Below are 13,443 nucleotides of genomic sequence, written 5' to 3'. Positions count from 1 at the left end.
AAGAGCCCAAGGGCAGGGTGGGCGGCAAAAGTTCAGGGGCGGGCGGCAGTAAGGGGCGTGGACGGCAGCGGGGCCGGCGCCTGGCTTTTTCGCAGCACACCCAGCAGGATACCGGCAGTCACCAGCAGCAGGCCGGCCGCCAGGTTCCACTGCAGGGGCTCGTTCAGCAAGGCCACGGCGCCCATGGCGGACAGCCCGGGCACCAGCGCGGTGATCATGGTGGAGCGCACCGGGCCGTAGTACTGGATCATGCGGGTGAAGGCAATGCCCGACACCACCACCGAGCCCACGCCCTGAAAACCCATCTGGAAGGCGATCTCGCTCCACGGCGCCTGGGCGAGGTGGCTGGTCACGGCGCCCAGCGCCACCAGCAGCGCATACGTGGGCAGGTACGCCAGGCAGGCAAAGGCCGTGATGGCGATGGTCGCGTGCACGGCGTCTACCGCGTGGCGCCGTGCCAGCACGCTGTAGGTGGCCCAGCAGGCCGCGGCCGACATGAACAGCAGGTCGCCCTTCCACACGTCGGTGCCGGAAAACGCCGCCAGCAGGCTGCGTCCGCCCACCAGCAGGTCGCCGGTCACGATCAGGGCCAGGCCGGCAGCCCGCAGCGGGGTGATGCGGTCCCGCAGCAGCACGGCGGCCAGCAGCGCCGTCCACAGCGGCAGGCTGCCCGGCATCAGCACGGCCGCATGCGTGGCCGGAGCGTGGAAGAAGCCGGCATAGGCCAGCAGCGCATACAGCAGCCCGCCAAAGCTGCCCAGCAGGGCGGTGGTGCGCAGCGGCAGCGGGGAGATGCCCCCGAGGCTGGCGCCCGTGCGGCCCGCCGCGCCAGCCTCGGCCGTGCGGCCGCGCACCAGCCAGGCGCCCCACGGCAGCAGCACCAGGCTGGCGCCCGCAATGCGCAGCGCCGCGATGTCAAAAGGCGTGAGCGTGCGCTGGGCCGAGGCCCGGGCAATGACGATGAAGCCCGTCCAGATGGTGACCGTGACAACGGCCGCGAGCAGGCCGAGGGCACGTGGTGAAAAACGCATCGCGCGATTATCCGCGGCGCCTTTTCAGGCGGCTGCCGCCGCGCCAATGACCGTACGGCGGCCTCCGTGCCGCCGCGGGGCGGCCAAGGCCGCGAATGCCATCAAGGCCGTCAAGGCCATCCAAGGGCCTGCCGGGTCGCACTCAGAACGATTCCCAGTCCTCGTCGTTGCCCGGTGCGGGCGTGCGGGCTGCCGGCTTGGCCGCCGCCGCAGGCAGCGCCGGTGCCTTGGCCGCCGGGGTCTTGGGGGCAGCGGCTTTGGCGGGCAGCTTGGCGGACGCTGCCGCGGGCCGGGGCGCTGCAGAGGCCGGCGCCGGCACGGGCTGCAGGCTGCGGTGGCTTGGCTGCGCATCGGCGGCCAGCTTGAACACGGCCACGACCTGCACCAGCTCCTGGGCCTGGTTGCGCAGGCTGCTGGCGGCGGCGGCCATTTCCTCCACCAGGGCGGCATTCTGCTGCGTCGCCTGGTCCATCGACGTGACGGCCTCGCCCACCTGGGCCACCCCCGCGCTTTGCTCGTTGCTGGCCGCGCTGATCTCGCCCATGATGTCGGTGACGCGGCGGATGCTGCTCACCACCTCGTTCATGGTCGCGCCGGCCTTGTCCACCAGCGTCGTGCCTTGCTCCACGCGCTCCACGCTCGCGCTGATGAGGCCCTTGATCTCCTTGGCGGCCTCGGCGCTGCGGCTGGCCAGGCTGCGCACCTCGGACGCCACGACGGCAAAGCCGCGGCCCTGTTCGCCAGCGCGGGCCGCTTCCACGGCCGCGTTCAGCGCCAGGATGTTGGTCTGGAAGGCGATGCTGTCGATGACGCTGATGATGTCGCTGATCTTGCGGCTGGCCTCGTTGATGCCCTTCATCGTCTCCACCACTTCGCCCACCACGGCACCGCCCTGGGTGGCTACGTTGGAGGCCGTCAGCGCCAGCTGGTTGGCTTGGCGGGCGTTGTCGGCGTTATGGCGCACGGCGGAGTTGAGCTGTTCCATGCTGGCCGCCGTCTGTTCCAGCGCGCTGGCCTGGTGCTCGGTGCGCGCGCTCAGGTCGTGGTTGCCCTGCGCGATCTCCGCGCTGGCGTTGGAGACCGACTCCGACCCGCGGCGCACGTTGCTGACCACGTTGGCCAGGTTGTTCTGCATGCGCTGCAGGGAGGACATCAGCTCGCCCACCTCGTCCTTGCCGTGCGCAGGCACCGGGGCCGTGAGGTCGCCTTCGGCCACCCGCTGGGCCAGGTGCGAGGCCTGGGCCAGCGGCACGGTGACGGAGCGCGCCAGGATCCACGAGAACAGGGCGCCCAGCGCCAGGCTCAGCAGGCCCAGCAAGACCAGCAGCTGGCGGCTGGACTGCCGGTTGGCCTGGATGGCCTTGCCCAGGGCGTCCACCTGGTCGCGCTGGTTGCTCAGCAGCTCGTCCATCTTCACGGCGTACTTGTTGGCGTCGGGCATGAACTGCTTTTCCAGCAGCGTGTTGGCCTCGTCCACCTTGCCTTCCTTCTTGAGGGCAAAGATGGTGTCGCGGTTCTTCAGGTACAGCGCGCGCAGCTCACCGATTTCCCGGAACAGCTTTTTCTCGGAGTCCAGGAACATCAGCGCCTCGACGGCCTTTTGCAGTTCGCCCGAGCTCTTGGACGACGCCTTGCTGTCTTCCGCAAAGAAATCCGCCAGGGCCGGGTCGCTGCTGCGGGCCACCGCGGCCGTGCGGGTGATGCCCACGCGCAGATTGCGCGACCAGTCGCTCACCAGCCGCTCGGTCTTGATGGGGTTCTGCACCATTTCCTCGGTGGCGTCGGCCAGCGCGTTGAGCCGTGAAATGCTCAACCCGATGACCCCCATCGAAAGCAGCAGGACCAGGGCAAAGCCCAGCGCAAGGCGCTTGGCCACGGAGAGGTGGGTGAGGAAGTTCATGGGGTCGCCTGTCGTGTCGAGAGAGCCGGTGTTCCCTTCCGGCGGAAGGGAAAATGTGGCTTAGTGTAAAAGCCTCAAGCGTTTGTGCGGAATCGTGTGGCGTTCATACATCGGCGGTGGCTGCTGGCAGCCCTGCTGTGCCGCCTCCCGCTGCGGCCGGAGGCTCCTAGACTCGGGGGATGAACCCGAATTGGTACGCGGTGCGGCGCATCGCAAGAACAACGCTGGGGGCGCTTGCCATGGGTTGCGGCGTGCTGGGGTGTCCGGCCCTGTACGCGCAGCCGGCGGCCCCCTTGCCCCCCGAGGTGGAGGCCGCGCTGGCCCGCGCCAAGCTGCCCCGCGACGCCCTGAGCGCCGTGGTGGTGGAGGTGCAGGGCGGCAGCAAGGCGGTGCCGCGGCTGGCCCACCGTGCCCAGGTGCCGATGAACCCCGCCTCGGTGATGAAGCTGGTCACCACCTATGCCGCGCTGGAACAGCTGGGGCCGGCCTATGTGTGGAGCACCCCCGTCTACCTGCAGGGCACGGTGCAGGAGGGCAGCCTGCGCGGCACGGTCTACCTCCAGGGGCTGGGGGATCCCAAGCTCGTCATGGAGCGCCTGTGGCTGCTGATGCGCCGGCTGCAGGGGCAGGGCATCCAGGTGATCGTGGGGGACATCGTGCTCGACCGCACGGCCTTCGACGTGCCCGACCAGGACCCCGCCCGCTTCGACGGCGAGCCGCTGCGGCCCTACAACGCGGCGCCGGACGCGCTGCTGCTCAACTTCAAGTCCTCGGTCATGACCTTCGTGCCCGATGCCCCGACCGGCCTGGCGCGCATCCAGTACGACCCGCCGCTGGCCGGCGTGCAGCGGCAGGCCACCGTGGCCCTGGCGGCGCCCGGGACGGACTGCGGCGACTGGCGTGCCGCCTTGCGCGCGGAGCTGGCCGACCCCGCGAAGGTGAGCTTCCAGGGGGTGTACCCGGCCGCCTGCGGTGAGCGGACCTGGCCCGTGGCGGCGGCGGACCCGCGGGGCTTTGCGGCGCGCGCGGTGGAGGGCATGTGGCGGGAACTGGGCGGCAAGCTCACCGGCAGCGTGCGCGAGGGCAAGGTGCCCGCCGGCCTCAAACCGGCCTTCACGGCCGTCTCCCCACCCCTGGCCGAGGTGGTGCGCGACGTGAACAAGTACAGCAACAACGTGATGGCGCAGCAGCTGTTCCTGACGCTGGCGCTGCAGAAAAACGGTGTCGGCACCTTCGACGGTGCGCGCGAGGCCCTGCGGCAATGGTGGACGGCGCGCGTGGGCGATGCCGACCCGCCGCAGGCCGACAACGGAGCCGGCCTGAGCCGCGAGGCCCGGCTGACCGCCCAGGGCCTGGCTCGGATGCTGCAGGTGGCGTGGGCCTCGCCCGTGATGCCGGAGCTGGTGGCATCGCTGCCCATCAGCGGCGTGGACGGCACGCTGCGCCGCAGCCAGAGCCGCGCCGGCATCGCCCACCTCAAGACGGGCAGCCTGCGCGACGTGATGGCCGTTGCGGGCTATGTGCATGCGCCCAGCGGGCGGCGCTACGTGCTGGTGGCGCTGGTCAACCATCCCAACGCAGGGGCCGCACGGCCGGTGCTGGACGCCCTCACCGACTGGGCCGCACGCGACCCGTGAATAATGCGCGTCGCTCCGGCCCCGGTGCGACCGGTAGCGCTGGCCGGCCCGCTGGCGGCCACCGCTCCCCGCGGCTGCGGGGCGGGGCTGTCACCTGGGTGTCTTGGCGCGGTGGCGGTGCGCGTTATCCCCTATGGATGGTGCAGCGCAGGTGCGCGCACGATGCGTCACCGTTTTCTGGACACAAGGATGCTCCCATGACGTATTTGCGCCTTTCCTGCGTGGCCGCCGCGGCGGTGTTGCTCGTCGCCTGCGGCGGTTCGGACGACCCGGCCCGGGGCGCGCTGATCGATCCCCCGGCCGTGGTGGCAACGCTGACGGCCGCACAGATTGATGCCGGCACGGCCAGCAGCGGCCTGCAGCCGCTGAGCGGCAAGGCCAAGTGCGACGTGAAAGTGGTGGCGCTGAACTACGCCACGGTGGGTGCCCGTGAAGGCGAAAGCACCAATGCCTCGGGCGTGATGCTGGTGCCCGCGGGCGCCTGCTCAGCGGCCGCGCCGCTGGTGGCCTATGCCAAGGGCACCGACGTGCAGAAGCCCCGCACCCTGGCCAACCCGCAGGACAACGAGACCTTCCTGCTGGCCGCCATGTACGCGGCGCAAGGGTATGCGGTGGTCGCCACCGATTACCTGGGCTTCGCCAAGTCCGGCTACAGCTTCCATCCCTACCTGCATGCCGATTCGGAGGCCACCTCGGTGATCGATTCGGTGCGGGCCGCGCGCAATGCAGCCGGCACGGTGGGCGCCAGCCTGTCGGGCAAGGTCATGTTCACCGGCTATTCGCAGGGCGGCCATTCCTCGATGGCGGCGCAGCGCGCCGCGGAGCGCGACTACGGATCGGAGTTCAACGTGGTGGCCGGTGCGCACCTGGCGGGCCCGTACAACCTGTCGGGCTCGCTGCGCATTCCCGATGCCATTGCCGGCGTGCAGTTCTTTGTGCCCTACCTGGTGACCGCATGGCAAAAGGTCTATGGCACCGTCTACTCGGATGTGAAGCAGGTCTTCAAGGCTCCGTATTCGGGCTACATCGAGAACCTGCTGCCCCACCCGACCATGACCTACACCACCCTGGTCACGTCGGGCACGCTGCCGGGCGGCACGCCCAACCAGGCGCGGGACGCGCTGTTCCAGAGCGACTTCATCACGGGCTCGCAGACCAGCACCACCCACCCGCTGTACCTGGCGGCCAAAAAGAACGACCTGCTGGGCTGGAACCCCAAGGCGCGGGTGCTGCTGTGCGGCGGCGCGGGCGATCCCACCGTGCCGCCCGCCGTGCACCAGAAGGTCATGAAGGCCGACTTCGACAGCCGCGGCCTGGCCAATGTCACCTCGGTGGACGTGGACCCCGCCATCCAGGCCACCTTTGGACCCGGCGGCAAGGCGCCCACGGACCCCCAGTCCGCGGAGTTCGCGGCCTACTACGCCGCCTACCACGGCACGTATGAACCCCCGTTCTGCCACGCCCAGGCGCGCGCAGTGTTCGACACGGTCAAGTAGCGGGCTGCGGGCGCCGGCCCAGCACGCCAAGCCGACCTGCGGGTCGGCTTTTTCATGGGCGCTTGTAAGAACCTGTTCCAAATCTTTTCGGGGATCGCATTGGAGTGCCCTCGTGATGAAGTGGATGCTCCGGGTGCGCCGCATGGGCTCATGCCCATGCAAGCAGCCGGGGCGTGCACCCGCCCGATTTCACTCCAACCCTTCGGGCAGGTTCGGGCAAGCGCCGCGCCTTGCATCCCATCCCGGCAAGGTGCTTGTGCGACCCCGAAAAGATCTTGAACAGGTTCTAACTAGCGGGCCTGGCTCGGTAGTTTCCCGGGCGGGCAATCGGGGGGCTCCGGCGTAGCATGGAAATGCGAAAAAAGCACGATCGTTCGTTTTTCTGCTTCCACCTGGAGAACCCCTTGAACACACAACAATGCAAAGCCTCCCTGTCGGCCCTGGTCGCGGCCTGCCTGCTGGCCGCCTGCGGCGGCGGCGGTTCGGACACCACCCCCGCAGCGGCGGTCACCTCGGTCAAAGTGGCGGGCGACAGCCTGGCCGATAGCGGGACCTTCGGCTACAAGTTCACCGTCCAGGGCACCGCCGCCACGGGTGAGGGCTCCACGCCCATCTGGCCCGAGCGCGTGGCCACGAGCTACGGCCAGCCACTGTGCGCCTACTACCGGTTCAATGGCTCGGCATTCGGCGCCAACGCGGCATGCACCAACTACGCCGTGGGCGGCGGGCGCATCAACAACGCCACCGCGCCCACGTCGCCGGTGTCCATCACCCAGCAGCTCAAGGACATGGGCGCGCGCGGCTACAGCGCCACCGACCTGGTGCTGGTGGATGGCGGCGGCAACGACGCGGCCGACCTTATCGGCGCCTACTTGCGGGCCTCCAGCGACAACGGCCAGACTTATGCAGCGCTGCTGGGCAGCCTGCTGCCGCCCGCCACCGTGAGCGCGGCCCTGGCCGGCGGGGCCAGCGGCATGGCGCAGGTGGGCGGGGCGTACATGCAGGCCCTGGCAAAGAACTTTGCCGACACCATCAAGGCCAACACCGTCGCGAAGAGCGCGCCGCGCGTGGCGGTGCTCAACGCCCCCGGCGTCACCCTCACGCCGCGCTTCCGCCTGGTGCTGGCGTCCGTGAGCGCCGCGCGCGGTGCGGCCGCTGCGGCGCAGCTCGAGGCCCTGTTCGACGGCTGGATCCAGGCCTACAACGCCGAGTTGGCAACCAGCCTGGCGGGTGACAACCGCATCGCCGTCGTGGACTTCTACGCGTCCTTCAAGGACCAGGTGAACAACCCTGCCCAGTACCAGCTCTCCAACGCCACCACGCCGGCGTGCCCCGCCACGGGCGTGGGCGCGGACGGCCTGCCCACCTACAACTTCCCCACCTGCACCGCCTCGGCCCTGTCGGCCATGACGCCGCCGGCCGGCGCGACAGGGGGGGCAGACTGGTGGAAGAGCTATGGCTTTGCCGACAGCTTCCATCCGACGCCCTACGGGCACCAGCTGATGGGCCAGCTCGTATCGCGCTCGCTGTCCCGTGCGGGCTGGCTGTGAGCCACCGCGCCGCATTGCATCCCCACCAGGAGTACTTCATGCACCATTTTTCCAAGGCAGGTCTCGCGGCGGCAGCGCTGCTGCTGGGCACAGGCGCCATGGCGCAGGTCGCCGGCACGTTGAGCGCGCGCGCGGGCTTCACCCACATCGCGCCGCAGGTGGACAGCGGCAACCTCAGCGCCCCCGCGTTCCCCAACACCAAGGTGGACGTGGACGCCGCCACGTCGCTGTCGGGCGGCATCAACTACATGGTGACCGACCACTGGGCGGTGGACGTGCCGCTGGCCCTGCCGTTCAAGCACGACATCACGGGAGACGGCGCCATCGCGGGCGTGGGCAAGCTGGGCGAAACCAAGGTGCTGCCCTTCACGGTGTTCGCGCAGTACCGCTTCGGCGAGGCTGAGGCGCGGTTCCGCCCCTATGTGGGCGTGGGCGTGACCTACAGCCGGTTCTTCAAGAACCGCACCACGGCCACGCTCAGCGGCCTGACGGGCGGCACGCCGAGCCACCCCACCACGGCGTCCATCGACAACAAGTGGGGCATTACCCCGCAGATCGGCTTTGTGTGGAAGATCAACGACCGCTGGTTCGTTGATGCGGCCTACTACAAGAGCTTCCTCAAGACCACCACCCACCTGTCGTCGGGCCAGTCGATCACCACGCGGCTGAACCCCAACGTGATCGCCGTGGGCATCGGCTACCAGTTCTGACGTCCGGCCCGCCCGGCCCGTCCGGCTGGCGCGATCCATGCAAAAAGGCCGCCCGAAGGGGCGGCCTTTTTTTGCGTGCGGGGCGCGGCGGGGCTTACCAGCGCGCGCGCAGGCGGTCGTACGCGTAGGTGCCGAACTGGCGCTGCGCGGACGGGGTCAGGTACACCGGGTCGGCAAAGACGTAGGAGGTCTGGCTTGCGCCCGGCAGCAGCGTGGACGGCGAGCACAGGGCCGAATTGACCTGGCCCGCGCCGATGCCGATGCCGTTGGTCGCGTCCACCGAGGTGCACACGCCCGTGGTGGCGTTGTTGAAGCCGTAGTTGGCGGGCACGCTGGTGTACAGGTTCACGTAGTAGGCGGAATCCACGTACAGCACATTGCCGCCCAGGTCCACGATGCCCACGAGCAGGCCTTCGTTGAAGCGGGCGCTGGCATCGGCGAGCAGCGCTTCGCGGCCGATGGTCTTGGCCCAGGGCGTCTTGCTCAGGTCGTAGGTGCCGGTGACCACCACGTACTTGGCGCCGGCCGTGACCAGGCGGCGCACCTGCGCGGCGAAGTCCTCGCCCGCCTGGCGGGCCGCAGCCACCATGGCGGCCTCGGTCTGGGTGCCGCCTTGCACGGCCGCCATGCCGGCAATCACATCGCTGATGCCGCCGCTCAGGAACACCACGTCCTTGCTCCCGAACGTGCCGCCACCCGCCAGGAAGGTATCGATCTGCTCGGTGATGGTGGGCGTTGCGGCATTGCCGGCCGCGTCGGGCTTGAGCTTGATGCGCGCATTGCCCACGGCATAGCTCGTGCCGCCGGCCGAAACCGCCGCCAGCGGCTTGCCGTAGTTGGCAGCCACCTGCAGGGTCCAGTTGTTCACGCTGCCGTCGTTGACGGTATAGCGCGTGCCCTTTTGCCCCACGTCGCTGTGGGCATCGCCAAACGCAAGGAAGCGCTCGGGCGTGATGGCCGATTCGGTGGTGCTCGAACCACAAGCCGCGAGCAACGCGGCCGATGCAACTGCGGCGACCAGGGCGGTGCGGCGCATCCAATTAGCTGCCATGTATTTCTCCAGAAAAGGTGGCGGGTAGTTTAGCGGCGCCACGTCAACGCATGTAAAGCCGCCGGCCAGTGCAGGTTTGTCAATTTCGGCGTAGCGGTCACATTGGCACGATCCCAGGCCAGCGGCCGCCGCGCACGGGCCGCCCCGCCGCGCTGGCGGCGTCCCCCTGCCCGCAGAGCGCAGCTCTGCGAGAGCGGGGGGAAGGCGCGCAGCGCCTCAGGGGGGTGCCTCAGGATGCAGCGCGCTGCAAGCGGTCGCGCACGCCCTCCCATTCGGGCGTGGCGGGCGGGGTTTCGATCCAGATGAGTTTCACGCCATCGTCGTCAAAGCCGCGCAGCACGGCAAACAGCTGCTGGGCGGTGGCGGCGGCGTCGTCGGGCATGCGGCGCATCACGAGCCGGGACGATTTTGTGCGCAGCGGCGCGCGCGCGTACACCGCGATGTGCGCGGCCTCGGCGCCCAGCAGGTCCAGGCCCGTCTGCAGGGCCTTGGCGTCCATCAGGCGCACCTTGGCGGCGGGGGCGTAGTGCGACTCCAGTGTGCCGGAGGCGCGGGGCGTGTGCTCCGGCAGCTCCTCCTTGGACAGGGGCGCCATGCCGCAGGCCTGCGCAATCTGCTCGCGCGTGATGGCGCCGGGGCGCAGCAGCACGGGCACGCCGCGCGTGCAGTCCACGATGGTGCTCTCGATGCCCACCTGGCAGGGGCCGCCGTCCAGCACCAGCAGCTCGTCTCCCAGTTCGTCCTGCACATGCTGCGCGGTGGTCGGGCTCACGCGGCCGAAGCGGTTGGCGCTGGGCGCGGCCACGCCCCACACGGGCGGGCCGCCGGCCTCGGGGCCGTCGCCGGGGGCTGCGCAGGCCGCCAGCAGGGCATGGGCCACCGGGTGCGCCGGGCAGCGCAGGCCCACGCTGTCCTGCCCGCCGGTGGCGGCCGTGGCCACGCCGGGCAGGCGCGGCAGGATCACGGTGAGCGGGCCGGGCCAGAAGGCGTCCACCAGCTTTTGCGCAAATGCGGGCACCTCGCGGGCGAAGTGGGCAATGCCCTGGGCATTGGCCACGTGCACGATCAGCGGGTGGTCGCTCGGGCGTCCCTTGGCCGCAAAAATTTGCGCCACGGCCGTGTCGCTCGTGGCGTCGGCCGCCAGGCCGTACACCGTTTCCGTGGGCAGGCCCAGCAGGGCGCCGCTGCGCACCGCACGGGCCGCGGTGGCGATGGCCTGGGGGTCGTTGCCGTCAAGGACCATGGTCAGAACGGCGCGATGCCGAGCAGCCCGGCGGCCTTGAGGGCCGTGGCGCGCGCGGCCTCGGGCGTGGCAGCGGTGATGTTGAGGTGGCCCATCTTGCGGCCGCGCTTGGCGTCGCGCTTGCCGTACAGGTGCAGGTGGGTGCCAGGCAGGGCCAGTACCTGGGCCCAGGGCGGAGTCTGCGCCGTGTCGCCGCCGTGGGCAAACCACAGATCGCCCAGCAAATTGAGCATGACGGCCGCGCTGTGCTGGCGCGGCTGGGTGAGCGGCAGGCGGGCCAGGGTTCGCACCTGCAGCTCGAACTGCGACACGTCGCAGGCGTTCTGGCTGTAGTGGCCGCTGTTGTGCGGGCGCGGGGCGATCTCGTTGACCACCAGGCTGCCGTCCTGCAGCACGAAGAATTCGACGCAGAGCACGCCCACGTACTGCAGGCCTTCTGCTACAGATTTCGCAGCTGCCACCGCTTGTGCAGCAAGCGCTGGAGGCAGATTATGCTCATATACCTCGGTCACGGCCAGGATGCCGTCCCGGTGCAGGTTGCGCTGCACGGGCAGGTGCACCATGGCGCCGTCCGCGCCGCGCGCCACGATCACCGAGCATTCGAGCGCCAGCGGCAGCATCTTCTCCAGCACGCAGGGCACGCGGCCGACGGAATCCCAGGCGGCGGCCAGCCCGGCGGCGGTCTTCACGCGCACCTGGCCCTTGCCGTCATAGCCCATGCGGGCGGTCTTGAGGATGCCTGGAAGAAGATCCGTGGGCACCGCAGCCAACTGCTCCGTCGTCTCGATCACCGCATACGGCGCGCAGGGCACGCCGCAGCCTACGAAGTGGGCCTTTTCCCGGGCACGGTCTTGCGCCACGGAGACGGCGCTGGCGGCTGGAGACACGGGCCGTTGCGCGGCCAACGCGGCCAGCGCGGCGGCCGGCACGTTCTCGAACTCGGTGGTCACCGCGTCGGCCACGCGGGCCAGCTCGGCCAGGCCGGCCGGGTCTTCGTAGCCGGTGCGGATGTGATGGTGGCTCACCAGCCCGGCGGGGCTGTCGGGGTCGGCGTCGAGCACGGCCGTGAAGTAGCCCATGGCCTGGGCGGCGTGCACGAACATGCGGCCCAGCTGGCCGCCGCCGAGCACGCCCAGCGTGGACCCGGGCAAGAGGGGTTGGCTGGAAGTCATGCGGCGGGCGGCAGGGTCATGTTGCGTGCCACCTCGGTCTGCTCGGCGCGGAAGGCTTCCAGGCGCTGGCGCAGTTCCGGGTCTTCATTGGCCAGCAGGGCCACGGCAAACAGGGCTGCGTTGGCCGCCCCGGCGGTGCCGATGGCAAACGTTGCCACGGGAATGCCCTTGGGCATCTGCACGATGCTGTGCAGCGAATCCACGCCCTGCAGGTGGCGGCTGGCCACCGGCACGCCCAGCACGGGTACGGGGGTCTTGGCGGCGATCATGCCGGGCAGGTGGGCGGCGCCGCCCGCGCCCGCGATGATGGCCTTCAGGCCCCGGCCGGCGGCGGCCTCGGCGTAGGCGAACATGTCGTCGGGCATGCGGTGGGCCGAGACCACGCGGGCTTCGTGGCCAATGCCGAACTGCTCAAGAATCTGCACTGCATGCTGCATGGTGTCCCAGTCGCTGCTGGAACCCATGACCACGCCGATCTGGATGGTTTTCATGGTGGTTGCGGGTGCGCGGCAGCGGGGGCGCCCGCCGCACGGCTGTAGGTGGAACCCGCGATTTTACTTTTTGCGCTCCGCAACACGGCGCCAGCGTGCCGCCATGGGCCAAAATAGCGCCGACCCACAGTTGCACCGTTGGCTTCGGCCCCGACTCACCATGATTGACGTCACCGTAGAAAATTTTGAAACCGAGGTGATTGCCGCCTCGATGAACGTGCCCGTGCTGGTGGACTTCTGGGCGCCGTGGTGCGGCCCTTGCAAGTCGCTGGGCCCCGTGCTGGAGAAGCTGGAAACCGAATACGCCGGCCGCTTCAAGCTCGTCAAGATCGATTCCGACCAGGAACAGCAGCTGGCCGGCATGTTCGGCATCCGCAGCATCCCCACCTGCGTGCTGCTCATGAACGGCCAGCCCGTGGACGGCTTCATGGGCGCGCTGCCCGAGGGGCAGGTGCGGGCCTTCCTCGACAAGCATGTGCCCACCGCCGAGGAAATGGCGGCCGAGGCCCAGGAAGAAGAAGCCCTGGAAGCCCTGGCCGATGGCGACACCGACACCGCGCTGGAGAAGCTGCAGCACGCCGTGGTCACCGACCCGTCCAACGACGACGCGCGCTTCGACTACGTCAAGCTCCTGCTCCAGCTGGGCCGGGATGACGACGCCAAGGTGGCATTCGCCCCGGTGATCGCCAAGGCCGGCACCTCGCGCAAGCTGGGCGCCCTGAAGGCGTGGATGGATGCTATTGATTTTGTAGCTGTTGGCGCTTATGGGGAGGGCGCTGGAGCCGAATTTGATGCAAAGATCGCCGCCAACAAGCGCGACTTCGACACCCGCTACGCCAAGGCCCGCTGGCTGCTGGTGCGCCAGCGCTGGACGGACGCCATGGACGAACTGCTGGAAATCCTCATGCGCGACAAGGGCTGGAGCGACGAGGCAGCGCGCAAGACCTATGTGGCGATCCTGGAAATCATCGAGCCACCCAAGGTGAAGGTGGCCGACGGCCAGATTCCGCCGGACGATCCGCTGGTGGCCACGTACCGCCGCCGCTTGTCGAGCGTGGTGCTGAGCTGAGGTTTCCGCTTCTGCCAGGGGCGCTCACTTGAAAACTGGCGTGGTTCACGCCAGTGGCCACCGCGCAAGGGCTGCCCCGCCGCGCTGGTGGCG

Annotated in this window: 11 protein-coding genes; 5 read left to right on the top strand and 6 right to left on the bottom strand. The window is 69.6% G+C overall.

Annotation, left to right across the window (positions count from 1 at the left end; genetic code table 11):
* Positions 1-32: 32 nt before the first annotated feature.
* Both ACOYR3_RS21610 and ACOYR3_RS21605 read right to left on the bottom strand, forming a co-directional pair.
* The gene (locus ACOYR3_RS21610; RefSeq protein ID WP_422844355.1) at positions 33-1,031 is read right to left on the bottom strand and encodes a DMT family transporter; all 999 of its coding nucleotides are present in this window, start codon (positions 1,029-1,031) and stop codon (positions 33-35) included.
* Between the two features lie 142 nt (positions 1,032-1,173).
* Positions 1,174-2,931 carry a methyl-accepting chemotaxis protein gene (locus ACOYR3_RS21605; protein ID WP_422844354.1) on the bottom strand — a complete coding sequence of 586 codons (1,758 nt, stop codon included), beginning with the start codon at positions 2,929-2,931 and terminating at the stop codon, positions 1,174-1,176.
* 239 nt (positions 2,932-3,170) lie between these two features.
* On the opposite strand from ACOYR3_RS21605, the gene dacB reads away from it, so the two are divergent.
* From dacB to ACOYR3_RS21585, 4 genes are all read left to right on the top strand, one after another.
* The gene (dacB, locus tag ACOYR3_RS21600; protein WP_422846634.1) at positions 3,171-4,568 is read left to right on the top strand and encodes a D-alanyl-D-alanine carboxypeptidase/D-alanyl-D-alanine endopeptidase; all 1,398 of its coding nucleotides are present in this window, start codon (positions 3,171-3,173) and stop codon (positions 4,566-4,568) included.
* Positions 4,569-4,765: 197 nt separating this feature from the next.
* On the top strand, positions 4,766-6,064 hold the full coding sequence (locus ACOYR3_RS21595) for a lipase family protein (protein WP_422844353.1): 1,299 nt from the start codon (positions 4,766-4,768) through the stop codon (positions 6,062-6,064).
* A 404-nt stretch (positions 6,065-6,468) separates the two neighbouring features.
* Positions 6,469-7,614, top strand: a complete 1,146-nt coding sequence (locus ACOYR3_RS21590) for an SGNH/GDSL hydrolase family protein (RefSeq protein ID WP_422844352.1) — start codon at positions 6,469-6,471, stop codon at positions 7,612-7,614.
* Between the two features lie 38 nt (positions 7,615-7,652).
* A complete protein-coding gene (locus tag ACOYR3_RS21585) occupies positions 7,653-8,324 on the top strand; it encodes an OmpW/AlkL family protein (protein ID WP_422844351.1) in 672 nt (223 codons plus the stop codon).
* A gap of 94 nt (positions 8,325-8,418) precedes the next feature.
* On the opposite strand, the gene ACOYR3_RS21580 is transcribed toward ACOYR3_RS21585, so the two are convergent.
* The 4 genes from ACOYR3_RS21580 to purE form a co-directional block, all read right to left on the bottom strand.
* Positions 8,419-9,375: an SGNH/GDSL hydrolase family protein gene (locus ACOYR3_RS21580; RefSeq protein WP_422844350.1), complete on the bottom strand. Its 957-nt coding sequence runs from the start codon at positions 9,373-9,375 to the stop codon at positions 8,419-8,421.
* A 229-nt stretch (positions 9,376-9,604) separates the two neighbouring features.
* Positions 9,605-10,618, bottom strand: a complete 1,014-nt coding sequence (locus ACOYR3_RS21575; protein ID WP_422844349.1) for an L-threonylcarbamoyladenylate synthase — start codon at positions 10,616-10,618, stop codon at positions 9,605-9,607.
* 2 nt (positions 10,619-10,620) lie between these two features.
* Positions 10,621-11,790 (bottom strand): 5-(carboxyamino)imidazole ribonucleotide synthase, encoded by a 1,170-nt coding sequence (locus ACOYR3_RS21570; RefSeq protein ID WP_422844348.1) that lies wholly within the window; start codon positions 11,788-11,790, stop codon positions 10,621-10,623.
* Positions 11,787-12,281, bottom strand: a complete 495-nt coding sequence (purE, locus tag ACOYR3_RS21565; protein ID WP_422844347.1) for a 5-(carboxyamino)imidazole ribonucleotide mutase — start codon at positions 12,279-12,281, stop codon at positions 11,787-11,789. Before purE ends, ACOYR3_RS21570 begins: the two co-directional genes overlap by 4 nt.
* Before the next feature lie 160 nt (positions 12,282-12,441).
* Here purE and trxA point away from each other — a divergent pair, with 160 nt between their 5' ends.
* Positions 12,442-13,350, top strand: coding sequence for a thioredoxin (gene trxA, locus ACOYR3_RS21560; protein ID WP_422844346.1), 909 nt, complete (start codon positions 12,442-12,444; stop codon positions 13,348-13,350).
* The last annotated feature ends 93 nt before the right edge of the window (positions 13,351-13,443 follow it).

Source organism: Acidovorax sp. M2(2025), from assembly GCF_049330835.1.
Classification (GTDB): domain Bacteria; phylum Pseudomonadota; class Gammaproteobacteria; order Burkholderiales; family Burkholderiaceae_C; genus Acidovorax.
The sequence above is the reverse complement of the archived record's forward strand: the minus strand, read 5'-3'. Positions and strand labels throughout refer to the sequence as shown.

Excerpts from the sequence above, each read along its gene's own strand:
- ACOYR3_RS21585 (WP_422844351.1), top strand. The coding sequence starts at position 7,653 with ATGCACCATTTTTCCAAGGCAGGTCTCGCGGCGGCAGCGCTGCTGCTG.
- trxA (WP_422844346.1), top strand. The coding sequence starts at position 12,442 with ATGATTGACGTCACCGTAGAAAATTTTGAAACCGAGGTGATTGCCGCC.
- purE (WP_422844347.1), bottom strand. The coding sequence starts at position 12,281 with ATGAAAACCATCCAGATCGGCGTGGTCATGGGTTCCAGCAGCGACTGG.
- ACOYR3_RS21575 (WP_422844349.1), bottom strand. The coding sequence starts at position 10,618 with ATGGTCCTTGACGGCAACGACCCCCAGGCCATCGCCACCGCGGCCCGT.
- dacB (WP_422846634.1), top strand. The coding sequence starts at position 3,171 with ATGGGTTGCGGCGTGCTGGGGTGTCCGGCCCTGTACGCGCAGCCGGCG.
- ACOYR3_RS21605 (WP_422844354.1), bottom strand. The coding sequence starts at position 2,931 with ATGAACTTCCTCACCCACCTCTCCGTGGCCAAGCGCCTTGCGCTGGGC.
- ACOYR3_RS21570 (WP_422844348.1), bottom strand. The coding sequence starts at position 11,790 with ATGACTTCCAGCCAACCCCTCTTGCCCGGGTCCACGCTGGGCGTGCTC.
- ACOYR3_RS21580 (WP_422844350.1), bottom strand. The coding sequence starts at position 9,375 with ATGGCAGCTAATTGGATGCGCCGCACCGCCCTGGTCGCCGCAGTTGCA.
- ACOYR3_RS21610 (WP_422844355.1), bottom strand. The coding sequence starts at position 1,031 with ATGCGTTTTTCACCACGTGCCCTCGGCCTGCTCGCGGCCGTTGTCACG.
- ACOYR3_RS21595 (WP_422844353.1), top strand. The coding sequence starts at position 4,766 with ATGACGTATTTGCGCCTTTCCTGCGTGGCCGCCGCGGCGGTGTTGCTC.